A 20,314-nucleotide genomic window follows, 5' to 3' on the forward strand; every position below is an offset into this window, starting at 1 on the left:
AAAAGACCTAGCTTAAGCCTTACACATGATTACATCATGGTAAACCAATATTGAGTAGACGCACTGTAGTGCGCCTCTACAGAAAACCTTTGTTTCTTTATTCCTTTCTTCTATTTTCTCCAATCTTGTCACCCTGGGAAACGAAGGGTCCCCACAATAAACCAACACGAACTTGTCTTAAATTGTCGAGCTACTCGCAGAGATTCTTCCTGCGTCAGAAAGACAAGTTTGGGGTTAAACCATAAATAAACCAATATTGAGTAGACGCACTGCGGTGCGTTTCTACAAAAAAACTTTGTGTCTTTATTCCTTTCTTCTATTTTCTCCAAACTCGGAGTCAAAGAACATACAACATTTCGACTACAACATTCGTTAAATTACTGCTCTGCGAAGACTCCTTTTTTACCTACACTTTTTTATTATCTTTTATAGTTACACTATATTCTATAACAAAATTAGGATAAGCAGCATTTCTCATCTTACAAATAAGAGTCTTTTCATCATAAGTCTTCTCAACAACAAACTCACCATTAGCAATCTGACTTAGCTTTATTGGTTTCCCAGGCCCAACATACCATTCATATACTGTTGTATTACCTTTGATCATATATTCTCTACTTAAATCTATCTTTTGTCCTACACTTATAAATCCTCCATCAATTCTTTTTTGAGGGCGATAAAAAACTGAAGATAATGGAGTTTCTTTAGTTGGCAAAGCTGAGAATAACAACTGGTTTTCTGAACAATACAAATAACTTAACTTTACATCTTTTGAAGTATCTAATGATGTTAGCAGATTATCAGTACAATTCAACTCCTTTAGATTTACATTCTTAGAAACATCCAAAAAGGTCAACTGATTAAAAGAGCAACCCAAAAAAGTTAAATTCAAATTATTAGAAACATCTAATGAAGTTAACTTATTCTCAAAACAAATCAATTCCTCTAAATTCAAATTCTTAGAAACATCCAACGATGTTAACTGATTAGAATTACACCAGAACTCATTTAAATTCAAACTCCTAGAAACATCCAAAAAGGCTAACTGATTAGAACGACAATTCAACATAGTTAAATTCACATTCTTAGAAACATCCAATGCTGTTAGATTATTATTAGAACAATTCAACTCCTTTAGATTTACCGCTCCTAAAACATCCAATGCCATTAACAAATTAAAACGACAATCCAATACACGTAAATTTACATTCTTAGAAACATCTAATAATGTTAACTGATTCTCTAAACAATTTAATTCTTCTAAAAAAATAAATTTACGCGCATCTAATGTTCCATATAATCTATTATCAAAATCGAGACTACCTACATCTAACTTTATTAGTCGTTGAGGAGAGACTGTATTCCATGTACAATATTCTGTTAGTTTAGAAATCCATGTTTCGGAGGTATTCCATTTTAAAGTATCAACTTTAGTTAAACCCAACATATGTAGATTAAGCCGTCCAGATTGTTTTGTTGGCTGACGAAGAAAAACACGCAGCCCTTCTTTATCGTCTTCATGATACTTTTGCGCTTGTAGGTTACCACATAACAAAAACACAAAAAAGATAAATAGTGGTTTTATTTTCACAATCATAATTTAGATTAGTTTATTAAATAGACCTTAAATGTTTTTTATACAGCTCTGCGCAGTCTCCCGATTTCGTAGCGCCAACGGGATAAAAAAATCATAAATAACTATTGGTACAGGTTCGAAATCGGGAGACTTCGAACAGCATTCGTTAAATTTCGTAAATAGAAAATCTCAGAACCTCAAAAACAACTACATTCCTGTTCTAATTGCTTCAACAGGATCTAATTTGGCAGCAGAAATTGCAGGAAGAATTCCAGCAATTAAACCTATTAAAGCTGCAAGTCCTGTTCCTAGAAGAATATTTCCCATTCCGAGTACAAACTCAAAATCGAGAGCTTTGGTAAGGATCACAGAAATTATCCAAACCAAGATTAGTCCAATTGCTCCGCCAATTACCGAAAGAATTACTGCTTCAAACAAAAACTGAAACATGATAAATTTATTCTTAGCTCCCAAAGATTTCTGAATTCCGATAAGATTGGTTCTTTCTTTTACCGAAACAAACATAATATTTGCAATCCCGAATCCTCCCACAAGAAGAGAGAATAAACTTATTATCCAACCCATAAAATTCATTTGCCCGATAATACCATCTATAAAATCGGTAAAACCAGAAAACACGTTAACAAAGAAATTATCAATTTGTCCAGCTTTTAATCCCCGAATAGCTCTTAATTTCTGAGACACTTCTGCTTTATACGCATCCATATCGATTCCTTTTTCTGGTTTTAAAACAATTACCGGAGTCATTCCGTCATTATTATCACCATACATACGACGTAAAAAATTTGCTGGAAAAAATACCGATGTATCATTACTGTCTCCAAACAAACCTGCACCTTGTTTTTTCACCACGCCAATTACGGTAAAACGTTGTCCGTACAAACGAATATTTTTCCCGATAGGTTCTTCATCTCCAAAAAGACCTTCGGCTATATCGTGTCCCAAAACTATAACTGGTGTTCCCGAATTTGATTCTGATTCATTATAAAAACGACCTTTCTCAAAATCCAAACCCTCAATTTCCATAAATTCATATGAAACTGGAACTATATTTACATCACTAACTGTTTTAGAATCGTATTTTAAACTTTCTCTTTTAACAAAAAGCTGATACCCTACTTGATTTGTATTTGTAAGAGAATTTTTCAAGTAAGTATACTCATCATATTTTACGTTTGGAAATTGTTCTCTTTTCCATTGCGGAATATCTGAAGGACCAAAAGAAAACTTCATTAAATAAATCGTATTTTTATCTAAGCTACTTAAGTCCTTTGTGATTTTTCTGTTCAAAGAATCTACAGCTGCAAGTACGGCAATGATTGAAAAAATACCAATAGTAACTCCCAACAAAGACAACAATGTTCTTAGTTTATTACTGCGCAAGGCATTCATCGCAAAACCAAAACTTTCTTTTAATAATCGAAGATAAAGCAGCATAGATTTTAAATTTACATTAAAGTAAAATTCAATAAATTTTAGTCAAAAACCTAATAAAAATTCACTTACTCATAGGTAGGATTTTTTAAGAGAATGTTACATAAAATGTTGATTTTTATAATCAAAAAAAAACTATTTTTGCACCTTCATAATTATAACTACACAATGAGCACAACAAAAACTATTCAATCGGCATTAATTTCAGTCTTTTCCAAAGATGGACTTGAACCTATTGTAAGAAAACTACATGAACAAAAAGTAACACTTTACTCGACTGGAGGAACAGAAGATTTTATTAAAAATCTAGGAATTCCTGTAGTTCCTGTTGAAGACATAACCTCTTTCCCAGAAATTCTTGGTGGACGAGTAAAAACTTTACACCCGAAAATCTTTGGTGGAATCTTAAACCGTCAAGATAACGAAAGTGATGTAAACCAAATGAAGGAATTTGACATTCCTCAGATTGATTTAGTAATTGTTGATTTATACCCATTCGAAAAAACAGTTGCTTCTGGAGCTAGTGAAACAGATATTATCGAAAAAATTGATATTGGTGGAATTTCATTAATCCGTGCTGCTGCAAAAAACTTCAAAGACACTGTTATTGTGGCTTCGGTAAATGAGTATAGCTTATTGTTAGATTTAATTACAGAACAAAACGGAGCAACAACTCTTGAGAACAGAAGATTACTTGCTACTAAAGCATTTCATGTTTCTTCTCATTACGATACTGCAATTTTCAATTATTTTAATACTGACGACACTATTTACAAAGAAAGTATTGCTGACGGGCAAGTATTACGATATGGAGAAAATCCACATCAAAAAGGATTTTTCTTTGGAAATTTTGACGCAATGTTCAAAAAATTACACGGAAAAGAACTATCTTACAACAACTTACTTGATGTAGATGCTGCTGTGAACTTAATTGCAGAATTTAAAACTGATGGACCTACGTTTGCAATTTTAAAACACAATAATGCTTGTGGTTTAGCTACAAGAAAAACTATCAATGAAGCTTATTTAGCAGCTTTGGCTTGCGATCCTACATCTGCTTTTGGGGGAGTTTTAATTTCGAATACAAATATTGATTTAGCTACTGCTCAAGAGATAAATAAATTATTTTGTGAAGTTGTAATCGCTCCAAGTTATGATAGTGAAGCAATTACAGTTCTAGAGGAGAAGAAAAACAGAATTATATTGGTTCAAAATGAGGTGGAATTACCTACAAGACAAGTAAGAACTTGTTTAAACGGGCTTTTAATTCAAGATAAAAATAATATCACCGACAATAAAGCGCATTTAAAAACCGTTACAATTACAGCGCCTACAGAACAAGAAGTGGAAGATTTACTATTCGCTTCAAAAATTTGTAAGAACACAAAATCGAATACAATCGTATTTGCAAAAAACGGAACTTTAATTTCATCTGGAACGGGACAAACCTCTCGAGTAGACGCTTTGGTTCAAGCAATTGACAAAGCAAAAGCATTTGGATTTGATTTAAATGGAGCTTCGATGGCAAGTGATGCATTTTTCCCTTTTCCGGATTGTGTAGAATTAGCCAAAAAAGCAGGAATTACTGCTGTAATTCAGCCAGGTGGATCAATAAAAGACGAATTAAGCATAAATTATTGCAATGAAAATAAAGTTGCAATGGTATTTACAGGAACGCGTCATTTTAAACATTAATTTGTTTAACTTTGTGCGTTACTAATTTATAACTTTTAAACCCCTAAAAAACTTATGGGATTTTTTGATTTCATGACCGAGGATATTGCGATAGACCTTGGTACCGCAAACACTTTAATCATACATAATGATAAAGTAGTTATTGACAGTCCTTCAATCGTGGCACGTGATAGAATATCAGGCAAAATCATTGCTGTTGGTAAGGAAGCCAATATGATGCAAGGTAAGACCCATGAAAACATTAAGACCATAAGGCCACTTAAAGACGGTGTTATTGCTGATTTTGATGCTTCAGAAAAAATGATCAATATGTTCATTAAAAGTATTCCTGCATTAAAAAAGAGAATGTTTACTCCTGCATTACGTATGGTAGTATGTATTCCTTCTGGAATTACTGAAGTGGAGATGCGTGCAGTAAAAGAATCGTGCGAAAGAGTAAATGGTAAAGAAGTTTATTTGATTCACGAACCAATGGCTGCGGCAATTGGTATTGGTATCGATATTATGCAACCTAAAGGAAACATGATTGTTGATATCGGTGGTGGAACAACTGAAATTGCAGTAATTGCATTAGGTGGAATTGTATGTGACAAATCGGTAAAAATTGCCGGTGACGTATTTACAAATGACATTGTTTATTACATGCGTACTCAACACAACTTATTTGTTGGAGAAAGTACTGCTGAAAAAATAAAAATACAAATTGGAGCCGCTATCGAAGATTTAGATGGACCTCCAGAAGATATGTCTGTTCAAGGTAGAGATTTACTTACTGGTAAACCAAAACAAGTAGATGTTTCTTACCGCGAAATTGCTAAAGCATTAGACAAATCGATTCAACGAATTGAAGATGCTGTAATGGAAACTTTATCTCAAACACCACCAGAATTAGCAGCCGATATTTACAATACAGGTATTTATCTTGCAGGTGGAGGATCTATGTTAAGAGGTCTTGATAAAAGAATTTCACAAAAAACAGATTTACCTGTTTACATTGCTGAAGATCCATTAAGAGCTGTAGTTCGTGGAACTGGAATGGCACTTAAAAACATTGCAAAATTTAAAAGTATCTTAATCAAATAAGATTAACAATTATTATATATTTCCTCAGAGCTAAATTTATAAAACTTAGCTCTGAAGGAAATTTGAAACTTAAAGCATATCCTGAAACAAAATAACCAAGCAAGAAATGCAGCAAATATTTAATTTTCTTATAAGAAACAGTAATCGGTTACTGTTTTTGCTGCTTTTAGGTATTTCATTAGGTCTCTCCATTCAATCTCATTCATTTCATAAAAGCAGAGTCATTAGTTCTGCTAATTTCTTGAGTGGTGGTGTTTACGAAAAAATAAACAGCGTAAATGAGTATTTGAATTTAAGAAAAGAAAACGACGAACTGGTTCTTGAAAACGCAAGACTAAAAAGTCTTTTATTTAATGCAGAAGACACTACCAAATTACCTCTTCCAGACAGCATTAAAGGCGTTAAACCTGCCGATATTATCGTTTCAAAAGTGATACATAACTCATATAATGTACACGAAAACTACATTACTATAAACTCTGGTTCTAACGACGGGGTTAAACCTGATATGGGTGTAATTAATAGTTTAGGAATCATAGGTATTGTAGATAATACATCACCTAGATACGCTACTGTTGTAAGTATTCTTAATATCAAATCACAGATTAATGCCAAAATAAAGAAATCAAATCATTTTGGTTCCTTAATTTGGAATGGAAAAAGTACTGGTTTTGTTCAGTTAATAGATGTTCCTAGACTAGCTTCTGTGCGTAAAGGAGATACAATTGTAACTGGTGGTCAATCGGTAATTTTCCCTGAGAATATTGGGATTGGTACTGTTGAGAATATATACACTTCGAAAGAAACAAATTATTATACAATCAATGTCAAATTATTTAATGATATGACAAATTTAGGTCACGTGTATATTATCAAGAGTAGAGATAGAGAAGAGCTTCTTAAATTAGAAAAAAAAGAAAAAGATGAATAGCGCTTTGTTAATCAATATTTCTCGTTTTATTCTGCTATTGGCAGTTCAGATTATTATTTTTAATAACATGAACTTCCTTGGCTATATAAGTCCGTTTCCGTACATACTTTATATCATTTTATTTCCTGTAAACGGAAACAAATCTGGTCTTATCGTATCGAGTTTTTTACTTGGCCTTATCATGGATATGTTTTGTAATTCGGGAGGAATACACGCAACAGCCTGTTTGGTTCTTGCGTATTACAGACCTTATATATTTAAATTTTCATTTGGATTAAGTTACGAATATCAAACTATAAAACTAAACGATTCTTTAACGCCTGAACGATTCTCGTTTCTATTAGTATCGGTATTACTACATCATATAATACTGTTTACATTAGAAGCTTTCCAGTTTAACTTCATTATAGACGTTTTACTTCGTACATTGTTCAGTACAATATTTACCATTATAACCTGTATCATAATAATATATCTTATTAAGCCCAACAGAAGATGAGAAAAGTTCTGCTGCCCTCTTTAATAATCATTGCAGCATCTTTGCTAGTAATTCGCATATTCTATTTACAAATTATAGACGATTCTTTTAAATTAAAATCAGAGAATAATGCTATAAAGATAAAATACGACTATCCCGAAAGAGGCTATATATATGATAGATACGGTAAATTATTAGTTGCCAATCAGGCATCTTATGATATCATGGTTATCCCGAGAGAGATAAAAAACATCGATACATTAGAGTTTTGTCAACTCTTGAATGTTACCAAAGAAGATTTTATTAAAAAGATTGAGAAGGCTAAAGTATATAGTCCTCGATTACCATCAGTGTTTTTAGCACAATTAAACAAAAGTGAATTTGCTGCTTTTCAAGAGAAAATCAGAAAATTTGAAGGTTTCTATTTCCAAAAAAGATCATTGCGTGATTACGAAGTCGATTATGGTGCTAACATTTTTGGCTTTATCACTCAGGTAAATGAAAAATTAGTTGCCAAAAATCCTTATTACAATAGTGGAGATTTAATTGGAAAACAAGGTGTAGAAGAAAGCTATGAGAATGTTTTACGCGGAATTAAAGGTGTAAAATATATTCAAAAAGACAAATACAATAGAGAAATAGGTTCGTACAAAGACGGAAAGTATGACACAATCGCCGTACAAGGAGAGGACATTAATCTAACAATTGATGCTGAACTTCAGAAATACGGAGAAGAATTAATGATTAATAAGCGTGGTGGAATTGTAGCTTTAGAACCAAAAACTGGTGAAATCTTAGCTTTAATTACCGCCCCATCTTATGACCCAGGTATTTTAGTTGGAAGACAACGTTCTAAAAACTACACTTTATTATATCATGACTCGATTGCAAAACCATTATACGATCGTGGATTATTAGCCGAATATCCTCCAGGTTCACCATTCAAAATCCTAACAGGTTTAATTGGTTTACAGGAACAAGTAATAAACGAGAACACGACGTTTTTTTGTCATCATGGATTCAGTTACGGAAGAGGTCGTTTTATGAAATGCCATAGCCACGCACCAAGTCAACAATTGCATAATGGTATTTACAATTCATGTAATACTTATTTTGCCCAAACTTATATGCTTACCATAAACAAATACAACAATCCTGGTTATGCAGTTGATGTATGGAGTAACCACGTAAAAAGCTTTGGCCTAGGTCAGTTTATGGGATATGATTTACCAACAGGTAAAAAAGGAAATATTCCAACCTCTAAAACATATAAGAGAATCTACCCTAACGGAGGCTGGAGAAGTACAACAATTGTATCGAACTCTATAGGCCAGGGAGAGGTTTTAATGACTCCAATTCAGTTAGCAAACATGATGGCTACTGTTGCGAATCAAGGGTATTACTACACACCTCATATCATTAAAAAAATTGAAGGAGAAAAAATTGACCCAAAATATACAACTAAACACGAAACAACGATAGATAAAAAATATTTCCCACCAGTAATTAGCGGATTATTTGATGTTTATAACCTAGGAACTGCTAGTAGGTTACGTGTTGAAGGAATTGATATTTGCGGAAAAACAGGTACTGCTGAGAACTTTGCTAAAATTAATGGTAAAAGAACACAGCTTAAAGATCACTCTATATTTGTGGCATTTGCACCAAAAGACAATCCGAAAATAGCCATAGCAGTAATGATCGAAAACGGAGGATTTGGAGCTACTATTGCAGGTCCTATTGCGAGTTTAATGATTGAGAAATACCTTCGTAAAAAAATTACAAGAAACGATTTAGAAATTCGTATTCTGAATACAAGTTTGAAGGATCAATACGCAAAATTGGGTGGAATGGCCGCTGCTAGTTTAATAGAAACTACACCTAGAGATTCTGTTATTAGAGCTAAGATGAATAAGCCTGTACCTAAAGAAGTCAAAATAACAAAAGTAGACACAACTCAAAAAAAACAATAAAGAGATTCATTCCTGATGAAAAATCAAAGTATAAAAAATAATATTGACTGGATAAGTGTAATCATCTATATCACATTAGTGGTAATGGGATGGTTAAACATATACTCATCTTCACTATCCGCTACAGATGGTACTTCTGATAAGCAGTTAATATTTATTTTATTTACTATCCCTTTAATTTTTGTAATCCTTTTTGTTGATGGTAAATTCTATGAAAAATATGCCAGTATCATTTTTGGAGTTGCTTTATTATCACTTGTCGGGTTGTTCTTTTTCGGAAAAACTATAGCAGGACAGCGTTGTTGGTATGCCATAGGAAGTTTTACCTTACAACCATCGGAGTTTACCAAATCGGCAACTGCACTTGCATTAGCAAAATACTTAAGTGATACGCAAATAAACTTAAAAGACGTTAACAGACAAGTACAAGCCCTTGCAATTATTTTTTTACCTGTAATACTGATTCTTCCTCAACCCGATCCAGGAAGTGCTTTAATATACTCTATATTCTTAATTGTTTTATATCGTGAAGGTCTTCCTTCCTGGTATATCTGGACTGGCTTTATTGCGATTCTTTTATTTGTATTAACGCTAGTTTTGGAGCCAGAATATGTAATACTTATATCGGTACTAATACTTATTATAATGCACTTTAAGAGTAGGGCGGTCGATAGAAATATAATATTAAGCGCCATATTACTTGCCCTTATATCTGGATTTGTATTATCTGTAGATTACGTTTTTGACAATGTATTTAAACAACACCACCGAGATCGTTTTAATATCTTATTAGGAAAAACAGTCGACATGAAAGGTATTGGATACAATACCAATCAATCGGAAATTGCGATTGGATCTGGAGGGTGGATAGGTAAAGGTTTCTTAGAAGGAACTCAAACCAAAGGAGGATTCGTACCTGAGCAACATACCGATTACATCTTTACAACAGTAGGAGAAGAATGGGGATTTGCAGGTTCTGTTGTAGTCATTGCACTTTTTGTTGGGCTATTCTTAAGGGTTATTTATTTAGCCGAAAGGCAAAAAACAAAATTCAGCCGCGTATATGGATACTGCGTTGCTGGTGTTTTATTTATTCACTTTTTTGTGAATATTGCCATGGTAATAGGTATTTTCCCGACCATTGGGGTTCCACTTCCTTTCTTCTCTTATGGAGGTTCAGGATTGTGGGGATTCACCATTTTGCTTTTTATATTCCTAAAAATGGATGCCAACAAAGTAAATGAATGGTAGTTTTAAACCAATAAAACTAAAAAGCCCAAGCTTTATAATCTGTACTTTTCTCTAAACTATCCTCAATTTTATCATCTAAATGAGGGAAAAAATCTATGCCTGTTAGTTTTTCGATACTATCTACCGAAACTACAAACTCATACAAAGGTCTTTCGCTTTTTTCATTTGGAACTAAAAATGCAATCATTTTATATTTACCATTAGACTCATCTAATAGTACTTTATAAAAATACTTAGGCACTAGTACTTTTTCTTTTCCAATTGTGGTATTCGAATTAGCAAGAACTCCACCTGTTACTACATAAATATCATCATATTTTACAGCCCAATAGCGTACTTTTTGTTCAAGTCTATTCCAAACTCCGTCATTAAATTCGTGTATTTGTGGTGATATGTTTGAAGTTAAAAAAGTATCTTCATATGCCTTTTTTTCAAACTCCATATCTCCAGCCGGACAAAGATGTCCTTTATCATAACCTGATTGTTTATAATTACGCCAATCTGCAGAACCAGTAGTTACTTTTGGGTCTTGATTAAAGTAAGGTCTTTTAAAATCATTATTTTTAATATAACCCTTCTTTAATTGATAAGCGACCCATTCTGCCTGCTCAAACTTTTCGTTATAAGAAAGCGTATAATAATCGTGTTTTACGATTTGATCTGTAGTAGATGTAGGCAAGTAATCAAACTCAGTATTATCGTCTTTATACAAAGCCGTTTCACCCTTTAAACTGTCTTTTGCATTATAATCAGGATTATTACTACTGCTTTCAGAATCTTTTTTACAAGAAGAAAGAAATACAATAGCAAAACCAACCAACAAAACCTTTTTTACAATTACCATAAAATCATTATTAAACTTTAAAATAGTGTTTGCTTCATTTTGCAAAAACACGAATCCAAAGTTAACTAAATGAATCCAATAAAAAATGCTCCAAAAATCATCATGATTTTTGGAGCATTTTATTAACTAACTAAAAGCTTTATGTTTTACTAATCTCTATAATTTAGAAGCTAGTTTATCTTTTTTTGATTTACCAGGAATCGAAGATTGTCTTGTCGCACTTTTCGATTGTAAATCATCTAATACATTTATAGCTTCTTCTACATATATATCTTTTGATAAAGCTTGGTGCCAACTATCTCTTTTCTCTTTCAAAGAAGGATCTTTTGCCATTTCTGCAATTTCGTATGGTAACGAAGTAAATTGCAGGTTGTTTTTATAATCCGTAATTGGTTTATATTTTTTAGCTTCTGCCTCTACTTCTGTTTGCGTTTTCTTGAAATCATCAATATTCAAACTATACGTATTCTCCTTGCTCTTAGTATCAATCCATTTTGCATTATCCTCTATTAATTGGAATTGTGGATTTTGTGCAATACGCATTTTACTATTTGCAATAGCTTGATTAAAGTTAGAACCACTATTGTTCCAAACACTATATTCAGCCGGATCTATTTTATCCCATGGCATTGCATTATCAATATCACGCTCACCCATTTTTAAGTAAGCATAACGATCTGGCGCAACAATATCACTACGTACACCTTCTAATTGTGTAGACCCACCATTGATTCTATAAAACTTTTGAGTTGTAATTTTCAAAGCTCCTAAATCGCCAAAATCACTACTACGAACAAACTGATTTAAATCGATAACGTTCTGAACAGTGCCTTTTCCGTACGTTTGTTTGCTACCAATAATAACTCCTCTTTTGTAATCCTGAATTGCAGCTGCAAGAATTTCTGAAGCCGAAGCTGAGAAACCGTTAACCATAATTACTAAAGGTCCATCCCACTCTATTTTTTTATCACGATCGTAAAGAACTTCTTTTTTTCTTCCTGCAGATTTAATCTGTACAATAGGACCTTGCTCAATAAATAATCCAGCAATATCTACAACTGTAGATAAAGAACCTCCACCATCATCACGTACATCTAAGATAATACCGTTTACATTCTCTTTTTTAAGTCTTTCAACCTCAAGAGCAATATCTTTTCCTGCATCTCTACCATCTTTGTTTTCAAAATCGATATAAAATTTAGGTAAATAAATAACCCCATATTTCAATCCGTTTTTATCTACAATACTAGATTTAGCATACGTTTCTTCAATCTCTACAATATCTCTAATAATAGAAATTACTTTAATCGTTCCGTCTACTTTTTTAACTGTAAGACGAACTTCTGTTCCTTTATGTCCTTTGATTTTCTTAACAACATCGTCAAGACGCATACCAACAACATCTACAGGTTCATCAGTTCCCTGCCCTACTTTTATAATTAAATCACCTGCTTCTAATTCTTTGCCTCTCCAAGCTGGTCCGCCCGAAATAAGTTCAGAGATTTCGGTAAAGTCATTTTTCTTTTGCAGTTTAGCACCAATACCTTCAAGTTTACCACTGATGTTAACATCAAAACGTTCTTTCTCTTCTGGTGCAAAATAACTTGTATGTGGATCAAAGCGAGCCATGATAGAATTTACATAAACTGAAAACCAATCGCTTCTATCTAAATCTTTTATAAAACCAAAATATTCATCTAATGATTTCAATGAATTATCTCTGGTTTCTTTTTCTAAAACTTCAAAAGTTTTTGCTTTATAAGCTGGGTCTTTTACTTTCTTTTCATCTTCGATATTCTCTTTGGTTACAAGAGAAGAAAGTGTAGACAACTTAATTTGTTTTCTCCATTTCTCTACCAATTCGGCAGGAGTTTTTGCGTAAGGCGAATGCTCGTAATCTGTACTAAATGTTTCGTTTACTTTATAATTAAATGGTTGAGCCAAAATGAGTTTATATCTCTTTTTACCCTCTTCCATTCTTTTCATCAAACGTGCATAAGTAAGATTAAAGAAAGTTAAATCTTTATTTACAAATTGATCATCTAATTGCAATTCATATCTGGAAAACTCATCGATATCTGCTTGCAAGAAAAATCTTTTAGATGGATCCAATGCTTCGATATAATCCTTATAAACTCCTTTAGAAAACTCATCGTTCATAACAGGAGGATTATAATGTCCTTTCTCGATTACAAAGGCAAGTAATTCCAAAAGCATCTTATCTTTATTCGGGTCTGGGTCTATACCTTTATCGCTATTAATTTTAAATGCAAACAATGTAGCAGATAAACAAATAACGGCTAGGATAATTTTATAATTTCGTTTCATAAATTTAATAATAGCATTCATCAATTTTTTAATCTAATTTACGGTAAAAACTATGCCAACAAAGTAGGAGCCGCATAATTTTTTGTTAAAGATATAAATATAGTTTTTCTTTCAATTAATTAAAAGCTCTAAGTTAGTAAATTTAAGATATTTTGTTACTATTTTAAGAAAACCAGTTACTACATTTGCTAATAAAAACCCTACAGACCTAATTTTTCTCTTATATTTTACAAAATGAATTCAAAAAAACCTTTAATCTTAGTTACTAATGACGATGGCGTCTCAGCTCCCGGAATTAGAGCTTTAATTAGTGTAATGTCTCAAATTGGCGAAGTTGTAGTTGTCGCACCCGACAAACCACAAAGCGCCATGGGTCACGCAATCACAATAAACAGTACTTTATACCTTAATAAATTATCCAAAGATGGAGATTTAGTTACTGAATATAGCTGCTCGGGAACTCCGGTAGATTGTGTAAAACTTGCGGTAAACGAGATTTTAAAACGCAAACCAGATTTATGCGTTTCGGGAGTAAACCACGGATCAAACTCTTCTATAAATGTAATATACTCTGGAACTATGAGTGCTGCTGTTGAAGCTGGTATTGAAGGAATTCCTGCAATAGGTTTTTCATTATTAGATTATGACTGGAATGCTGATTTCGAAAGTATAAAATCATTCATCAAGAAAATCACTCTTGAAGCACTGGAAAACAAATTACCCGAAGGAGTAGTTTTAAACGTGAACTTCCCGAAATTAAAAGAGAACGAAATTAAAGGAATTAAAATTTGTCGTCAAGCGAAAGCACAATGGATGGAAAAATTCGACAAAAGAAAAACTCCTTCTGGCAAGGATTACTATTGGCTTTCGGGCGAATTTGTAAACCAAGATAAAGGTGAAGATACTGATGAATGGGCGTTAGAAAACGGTTACGTTTCTGTTGTACCAGTACAATTTGACTTAACTGCACATCATACAATGCAACAACTTAATACCTGGAAATGGAATGAATAATTCAAGAAATAAAAAAGATTTACTTATAGGTTTTATTATAGGTCTGATGGCTTCCGTTTTAGGGAGTTTTCTTTTTCTTACTTTACTTACCGATTTTGATGTTTCGAACGGAATGGAGAGCATCCGTATCATTAAAAACTACGGATATCTAGGTAAAGTAATTACTCTTGGTTCTATTTTGTCTTTAGTAGCTTTTGGTGTATTTTTAAAACAAAACAAAGAATTTAGAGCAAGAGGTGTAGTTTTGGCTGTTATCATATTAGCACTACTCACTTTATTAATTTAATTTATCTTTGCAATTATAAAGAAATTGTCATTCTCTATTTAATGACAACTTAAATAACTTCCATTCGCAAAAACAAAAACATGAAATACTACATTATTGCAGGAGAAGCCTCAGGCGATTTACATGGTTCAAATTTGATGAAAGCCTTATATAAAGAAGATCCAAACGCTGATATTCGTTTTTGGGGAGGTGATTTAATGCAAAAAACTGGCGGAACTCTGGTAAAACATTATCGTGAGCTAGCTTTTATGGGGTTTATTGAAGTTATCTTTAATTTAAAAACAATACTAAGTAATATTTCATTTTGCAAAAAAGACATTACTCAATTTAAACCAGATGTATTAATTTTTATTGATTATCCTGGTTTTAATATGCGTATTGCAAAATGGGCTAAAGCGCTGAATTATAAAACTCATTATTATATTTCGCCACAAATCTGGGCTTGGAAAGAAAATCGTATTACAAGCATTAAACAAGATATCGATAAGATGTTTGTAATCTTACCTTTCGAAAAAAGTTTTTACGAAGACAAACATCATTTTCCTGTAGAGTTTGTGGGGCATCCTTTAATTGATGCAATCCATAATCAGCCCTCATTTGACGAAACGACCTTCCGAAAAGAAAACAACTTAAGCGATAAACCAATTATTGCCATATTACCAGGAAGTCGCAAACAGGAAATCACCAAAATGCTTTCGGTTATGCTTAGTGTTGTTAATGATTTTAAAGAATATCAGTTTGTAATTGCAGGCGCTCCTAGTCAGGAGTATTCTTTCTACCAACATTTCATTACCAATGATAACATAAAGTTTGTATCTAATAAAACCTATGCTTTATTACAATCTTCTACAGCTGCTTTGGTCACATCTGGAACAGCAACTCTGGAAACAGCACTTTTTAAAGTTCCAGAAGTAGTTTGTTACAAAGGAAGCTGGGCATCTTATCAAATAGCTAAACGTATCATTACGCTTAAATACATTTCACTGGTAAATTTAATCATGGATAAAGAAGTCGTGACTGAACTTATCCAAGATGATTGTACTCCTAAACGAATTACCGAAGAATTAAATAAACTATTAGAACCAAATTATCGCAAAACACTTTTGCACAATTATGATTTATTAGAAGAAAAACTTGGAGGAATTGGTGCCAGCGAAAAAACGGCAAAATTAATCGTAGCCGATTTACAAAAATAGTTCATCGCTTAAAAAATATTGTCTTGAAAAACATACTATCCATACTAGCCTTATTGTTGTTATTTGCATCTTGTAAATCGACGTCATCTGTTACAACAACTAAAAAAGAAGACAATCCGAAAGCAATCGTTAAAGATTTAATTTATACAGCTTCTGAGAATATTGGTGTCCGATACAAAGCTGGCGGAACTACAAATAAGGGCTATGATTGTTCTGGTTTAGTATTTACGACATTCAATTCTGAAAACATCAAACTACCCAGATCCTCTTATGAACAATCTAAAGTTGGAGAAGTTATTAATCGAAATAAAGCAAAAAAAGGAGATTTGATTTTCTTTAAAACCAACAGAAGTTCGCAAATAAATCATGTTGGGTTAATTGTCGAAATTAATAATGATGAAATTAAATTTATACATTCCTCTACTTCAAAAGGTGTAATTATTTCGTCTACAAAAGAGCCTTATTATCGTGATTCTTTTGCACAAGTAAATCGTGTTATTGAGTAATCGCCACGTTTACACTTACATATATGTTATACAATTACCTTTGTCAAAGTTTAAAACTTTGACAAAGGTTTTTTTTTGAATTGACTTTAGCCAAAATAACAAAGCTTTCGGCTAAAGCCACATTATTTATCATCTATTCTTAAACCCCCAGCTAAAGCAGGAGGCAATTAAAAAATCTCAGAACCAAGTAATATTAAATCGTTTTTAATCATTATAACGCAATGTATTTTCACAATCCGTACCCGCACGGTTGAAACCGTGGGCTATGATTAAAACAGGATAAAATCTAGAAAACGAAAAGAACATTTATCCTTATTTTACCCTAGTACCCATGCTATTACATCTGACGCAATTACCTTTGTCAAAGTTTAAAACTTTGACAAAGGTTTATAAGCATAAATAAAACCTTATTTGCTTATCTGAAGTTATTTCTTATAAAATTATCGTATTTTAGCTATATGAAAGTACTAGAATTTCCTTTGGTAAGAATTACAATAAGTTTTATAATTGGTATTGTACTGGCTTATAACTTGAATCTTTCTATATCTTTTACATTCATATTGCTTAGTATTGCGGCAATCTTGTTATGTTGTTCTTTTTATTATTCAAGAATTAAACCCAAAAAAACCATTTACTTTGGCATAACAACCTATTTATTATCCTGTTGCATAGGTATAACAACTCAAACACTTCATACCGAATCATTACAAAAAGATAATTATACTAATTATAAAGATGTCTATGACAAACCCCATTTAATTGATTGTATAATTAGTGAGAAATTAAAAAGCAACAATTACAGCGACAGATATATTGCCAGCTTAAATCAAATTGATCAAAAACCTTCCTCTGGCAAAATAATACTTAACATAAAAAAAGACAGCACAGGATCAAATCTAGAAATCGGAAATTGCATTCGTACAAAAGGCCTTTTATCTAAAAATAGCGCTCCCAAAAATCCTAACCAATTTGATTATAGCAAGTATTTAAATAACAAGCACATCTACGCACAACTGTACGTACAGAAGAACGACATAACTATTAGTTCTAAAATCGAGAAAAGTATTTGGTATTATGCAGCGAGGATGCGAACAAACATTATAAAGAATCTAGAGAAGAACAATTTTAATAAAACCGAAATGAATGTCGCTCTGGCTTTAATTCTCGGCCAGCAGCAGGATATTACACCCGAAATCATCAAGGATTATCAATACGCAGGAGTAACACATATTTTATCTGTTTCTGGTCTTCACGTGGGCTATATATTAATCCTTATAACTTATCTTTTAAAACCGATTCCTAATACCAAAAAAGGATCACTTATAAAGCTAATAGCCTTAGTAGTTTCATTATTTTCGTTTGCAGTAATTTCAGGATTTTCACCATCTGTATTACGATCTGTGGTAATGTTCTCGTTTGTGGCTTTAGGAAATCATCTACGAAGAAGCGTAAATATTTATCATACATTATTAGTCTCGATATTATTATTACTGCTTTTTGAACCATCTTTTTTATTCGATGTCGGATTTCAGCTAAGCTACCTTGCTTTATTTTTTATCATTTGGCTACAGCCAATATTAACTGCAATCTGGAAACCTAAACATAAATTCACAACTGCAATATGGAATGCTTTAACGGTATCTTTTGCAGCCCAAATAGGCACATTACCACTATGTTTATATTACTTTCATCAATTTCCAGGATTATTCTTTGTCGCCAATATTGTAATCATACCATTTTTAAGTGTTATAATGATATTAGGAATTGTAGTAATGGTTTTGGCAGCTTTTGATATTGCTCCATTAATTCTTGTTCAATTATTAGAAAAGAGTATTTTTTATTTAAACAAAATCATAACTAGCATTGCATCATTCGAAAGCTTCATCATTAAAGACATCTCGTTTAACACTTATCTATTAGTTAGTTCCTTTTTATTAATCATAACCGCTACAATTTGGTTCAAGAAACCATCTTTTACAAAGCTGTCATTCACTCTGGTTTCAATAATTTTGCTGCAAATTACTTTTATCATAAATAGAAAAACCACACAGAATCAAGAAGAATGGATTGTCTATAATGTGGGTAAGAACTCTCAGATTACAGAACGAAAAGGCAACGATGTTCAATTATTTACAACAGACACTTCCTCTAATAGCATCAATAACAATTATTCTTTAACGTCATATATGGTAGGCAATTTTGGAAAATTAACTAAAAAGGAAAAACTTCAAAATATCGCTTACTTTAATAAAAATAAAATCCTGATTATAGATAGCACCGGTATATATCCTAAAGAAATAAGACCAGATATTTTGATGCTTACTCAATCATCTAAAGTAAATTTTGAGAGACTATTAAAAAATACACAACCAAAAATGGTCATTGCTGATGGCACAAACTACAAATCGATTCAGCAAGCTTGGAAGAAAACATGCCTAAAAGAAAAAATCCCTTTTCATTCTACTAATGAAAAAGGATTCTATAAATTGAATTAATAAAGCAATATTTAAAATTCGCTAGGATGCAAAAGAGAATTAGACTCTGAAATCCAAGCTTTGACTCCACCAGATTTATAACTCATTTTACCTAATGCCTGAAAAGTAGTTTTGTTTTTTCTTATTACAGCATTTGCAAAACACACTTCTGGCAACTCTTCAACTCCAAAAGCATTTTTAAGTTTAATGTTTTGTTCTTTGTCACTATCAGAAGCTTGACTATCGGACAAATCTAATTTTACTAAAACAACATTATCACGAGACCAAAGTGCAAAGTCCAGTGTTTTCATTATTTCATTTTGCAAGTTATCCCCTAAATTATTTGCAGTAAAGAAGATCAACATGGGTCTTTTTAATTTGTTACTTAATTCAATCGCATCATTGATATTTGTTTTCCAAACTAAATTCTGTGATTGCATTGTAATAGATCCTAAAAAAAACAGGAATATAAGTAGTTTTTTCATCATATTAAATTTGGTTTTCGGTTAGTTAAGGTAAACGAAATTAACATTTAATTTTAATTATCCAAATTATTTTATAACTAAAAATATGTTTTATGTTTTTTTATAACTATTTCTTTAAACATACACTAAAAAACCAATATTTAAATTCTAAAACGAAAGAAATTCCCCTAATAAACAACAAAAAGCTCTTTTCGCATAAAACGAAAAGAGCTTCTTTTTATTAATTGATAGTTACCAGAACTATCTAAATCATTTAATTATTTCTTTACAGGATTAACAATCCCATTTGCAACAGCAAGCCAAGCTGCAGGCCCACCAGCTACATATCCTGTAGTACCAAGTCCCTGAAAATTAACTTTACCATCTTTATTCTCAGCTTTAGTAAAATAGACTGTTGGAAAACCCTGAATTCCAAAAACCTGTTGCAACTCATTGTTTTGAGCTTTTACTTCTGGAGTTTGTGCCGTTCTTCTAGGAAAATCTAATTCTACTAAAACAACATTATCTTTTGCCCATTTATTAAACTCAGGCGTTTTTAATACTTCGCTTTGCAAACGTATACACCATCCGCACCAATCGCTACCAGTAAAGAATAACAACATAGGTTTTTTCTCTTTATTACTTACAGCAATTGCCTCTTTTACATCTGTATACCATTTTAATTCTTGTGCTTCAACAGCAAAAGAACCTAATACTAACAACAATGTAATCAATATCTTTTTCATCTTATTTTATTTTA

Annotated in this window: 17 protein-coding genes; 11 read left to right on the top strand and 6 right to left on the bottom strand. The window is 32.2% G+C overall.

The window, feature by feature from the left end; all coding sequences use genetic code 11:
* Positions 1 to 406: 406 nt before the first annotated feature.
* Entirely contained in the window at positions 407 to 1,597 is a 1,191-nt protein-coding gene (locus tag IW20_RS10470) for a leucine-rich repeat domain-containing protein (RefSeq protein WP_051885695.1), read from the bottom strand.
* Between the two features lie 186 nt (positions 1,598 to 1,783).
* Positions 1,784 to 3,034: an ABC transporter permease gene (locus IW20_RS10475; protein ID WP_035621712.1), complete on the bottom strand. Its 1,251-nt coding sequence runs from the start codon at positions 3,032 to 3,034 to the stop codon at positions 1,784 to 1,786.
* A 165-nt stretch (positions 3,035 to 3,199) separates the two neighbouring features.
* Between IW20_RS10475 and purH the strand changes: the two genes are divergently transcribed.
* From purH to rodA, 6 genes are all read left to right on the top strand, one after another.
* Entirely contained in the window at positions 3,200 to 4,726 is a 1,527-nt protein-coding gene (gene purH, locus IW20_RS10480; protein ID WP_035621713.1) for a bifunctional phosphoribosylaminoimidazolecarboxamide formyltransferase/IMP cyclohydrolase, read from the top strand.
* 54 nt (positions 4,727 to 4,780) lie between these two features.
* Complete coding sequence (locus tag IW20_RS10485; protein ID WP_007804822.1) at positions 4,781 to 5,809, top strand: rod shape-determining protein; 1,029 nt, start codon at positions 4,781 to 4,783, stop codon at positions 5,807 to 5,809.
* A 106-nt stretch (positions 5,810 to 5,915) separates the two neighbouring features.
* A complete protein-coding gene (gene mreC / locus IW20_RS10490; protein ID WP_035621715.1) occupies positions 5,916 to 6,740 on the top strand; it encodes a rod shape-determining protein MreC in 825 nt (274 codons plus the stop codon).
* On the top strand, positions 6,733 to 7,239 hold the full coding sequence (locus IW20_RS25765; protein WP_081912470.1) for a rod shape-determining protein MreD: 507 nt from the start codon (positions 6,733 to 6,735) through the stop codon (positions 7,237 to 7,239). Before mreC ends, IW20_RS25765 begins: the two co-directional genes overlap by 8 nt.
* Positions 7,236 to 9,191, top strand: coding sequence for a penicillin-binding protein 2 (gene mrdA, locus IW20_RS10495; protein WP_035621718.1), 1,956 nt, complete (start codon positions 7,236 to 7,238; stop codon positions 9,189 to 9,191). Before IW20_RS25765 ends, mrdA begins: the two co-directional genes overlap by 4 nt.
* A 15-nt stretch (positions 9,192 to 9,206) precedes the next feature.
* A complete protein-coding gene (gene rodA / locus IW20_RS10500; protein ID WP_035621721.1) occupies positions 9,207 to 10,442 on the top strand; it encodes a rod shape-determining protein RodA in 1,236 nt (411 codons plus the stop codon).
* 16 nt (positions 10,443 to 10,458) lie between these two features.
* Here rodA and IW20_RS10505 read toward each other — a convergent pair whose 3' ends face one another.
* The gene (locus IW20_RS10505; protein WP_035622203.1) at positions 10,459 to 11,286 is read right to left on the bottom strand and encodes a DNA/RNA non-specific endonuclease; all 828 of its coding nucleotides are present in this window, start codon (positions 11,284 to 11,286) and stop codon (positions 10,459 to 10,461) included.
* A gap of 156 nt (positions 11,287 to 11,442) precedes the next feature.
* Entirely contained in the window at positions 11,443 to 13,635 is a 2,193-nt protein-coding gene (locus IW20_RS10510) for a carboxy terminal-processing peptidase (RefSeq protein WP_035621724.1), read from the bottom strand.
* A 213-nt stretch (positions 13,636 to 13,848) separates the two neighbouring features.
* On the opposite strand from IW20_RS10510, the gene surE reads away from it, so the two are divergent.
* The 5 genes from surE to IW20_RS10535 all read left to right on the top strand — a co-directional run bounded on the left by surE (position 13,849) and on the right by IW20_RS10535 (position 19,111).
* A complete protein-coding gene (gene surE / locus IW20_RS10515; protein ID WP_035621725.1) occupies positions 13,849 to 14,628 on the top strand; it encodes a 5'/3'-nucleotidase SurE in 780 nt (259 codons plus the stop codon).
* Positions 14,621 to 14,914 carry a hypothetical protein gene (locus IW20_RS10520; protein WP_035621726.1) on the top strand — a complete coding sequence of 98 codons (294 nt, stop codon included), beginning with the start codon at positions 14,621 to 14,623 and terminating at the stop codon, positions 14,912 to 14,914. Before surE ends, IW20_RS10520 begins: the two co-directional genes overlap by 8 nt.
* 80 nt (positions 14,915 to 14,994) lie before the next feature.
* Positions 14,995 to 16,110 carry a lipid-A-disaccharide synthase gene (lpxB, locus tag IW20_RS10525; RefSeq protein ID WP_035621727.1) on the top strand — a complete coding sequence of 372 codons (1,116 nt, stop codon included), beginning with the start codon at positions 14,995 to 14,997 and terminating at the stop codon, positions 16,108 to 16,110.
* Between the two features lie 23 nt (positions 16,111 to 16,133).
* The gene (locus IW20_RS10530; RefSeq protein WP_035621728.1) at positions 16,134 to 16,616 is read left to right on the top strand and encodes a C40 family peptidase; all 483 of its coding nucleotides are present in this window, start codon (positions 16,134 to 16,136) and stop codon (positions 16,614 to 16,616) included.
* A 458-nt stretch (positions 16,617 to 17,074) separates the two neighbouring features.
* Positions 17,075 to 19,111 carry a ComEC/Rec2 family competence protein gene (locus IW20_RS10535; RefSeq protein ID WP_035621731.1) on the top strand — a complete coding sequence of 679 codons (2,037 nt, stop codon included), beginning with the start codon at positions 17,075 to 17,077 and terminating at the stop codon, positions 19,109 to 19,111.
* A gap of 11 nt (positions 19,112 to 19,122) precedes the next feature.
* Here IW20_RS10535 and IW20_RS10540 read toward each other — a convergent pair whose 3' ends face one another.
* On the bottom strand, positions 19,123 to 19,575 hold the full coding sequence (locus IW20_RS10540) for a thioredoxin family protein (RefSeq protein ID WP_316930658.1): 453 nt from the start codon (positions 19,573 to 19,575) through the stop codon (positions 19,123 to 19,125).
* 257 nt (positions 19,576 to 19,832) lie between these two features.
* Positions 19,833 to 20,300 carry a thioredoxin family protein gene (locus IW20_RS10545; protein ID WP_035621737.1) on the bottom strand — a complete coding sequence of 156 codons (468 nt, stop codon included), beginning with the start codon at positions 20,298 to 20,300 and terminating at the stop codon, positions 19,833 to 19,835.
* Positions 20,301 to 20,314 lie beyond the last annotated feature (14 nt).

The organism is Flavobacterium hydatis (assembly GCF_000737695.1).
Classification (GTDB): domain Bacteria; phylum Bacteroidota; class Bacteroidia; order Flavobacteriales; family Flavobacteriaceae; genus Flavobacterium; species Flavobacterium hydatis.

Coding starts and splice junctions, on each gene's coding strand:
- IW20_RS10470 (WP_051885695.1), bottom strand. CDS start 1,597: ATGATTGTGAAAATAAAACCACTATTTATCTTTTTTGTGTTTTTGTTA.
- IW20_RS10475 (WP_035621712.1), bottom strand. CDS start 3,034: ATGCTGCTTTATCTTCGATTATTAAAAGAAAGTTTTGGTTTTGCGATG.
- purH (WP_035621713.1), top strand. CDS start 3,200: ATGAGCACAACAAAAACTATTCAATCGGCATTAATTTCAGTCTTTTCC.
- IW20_RS10485 (WP_007804822.1), top strand. CDS start 4,781: ATGGGATTTTTTGATTTCATGACCGAGGATATTGCGATAGACCTTGGT.
- mreC (WP_035621715.1), top strand. CDS start 5,916: ATGCAGCAAATATTTAATTTTCTTATAAGAAACAGTAATCGGTTACTG.
- IW20_RS25765 (WP_081912470.1), top strand. CDS start 6,733: ATGAATAGCGCTTTGTTAATCAATATTTCTCGTTTTATTCTGCTATTG.
- mrdA (WP_035621718.1), top strand. CDS start 7,236: ATGAGAAAAGTTCTGCTGCCCTCTTTAATAATCATTGCAGCATCTTTG.
- rodA (WP_035621721.1), top strand. CDS start 9,207: ATGAAAAATCAAAGTATAAAAAATAATATTGACTGGATAAGTGTAATC.
- IW20_RS10505 (WP_035622203.1), bottom strand. CDS start 11,286: ATGGTAATTGTAAAAAAGGTTTTGTTGGTTGGTTTTGCTATTGTATTT.
- IW20_RS10510 (WP_035621724.1), bottom strand. CDS start 13,635: ATGAATGCTATTATTAAATTTATGAAACGAAATTATAAAATTATCCTA.
- surE (WP_035621725.1), top strand. CDS start 13,849: ATGAATTCAAAAAAACCTTTAATCTTAGTTACTAATGACGATGGCGTC.
- IW20_RS10520 (WP_035621726.1), top strand. CDS start 14,621: ATGAATAATTCAAGAAATAAAAAAGATTTACTTATAGGTTTTATTATA.
- lpxB (WP_035621727.1), top strand. CDS start 14,995: ATGAAATACTACATTATTGCAGGAGAAGCCTCAGGCGATTTACATGGT.
- IW20_RS10535 (WP_035621731.1), top strand. CDS start 17,075: ATGAAAGTACTAGAATTTCCTTTGGTAAGAATTACAATAAGTTTTATA.
- IW20_RS10540 (WP_316930658.1), bottom strand. CDS start 19,575: ATGAAAAAACTACTTATATTCCTGTTTTTTTTAGGATCTATTACAATG.
- IW20_RS10545 (WP_035621737.1), bottom strand. CDS start 20,300: ATGAAAAAGATATTGATTACATTGTTGTTAGTATTAGGTTCTTTTGCT.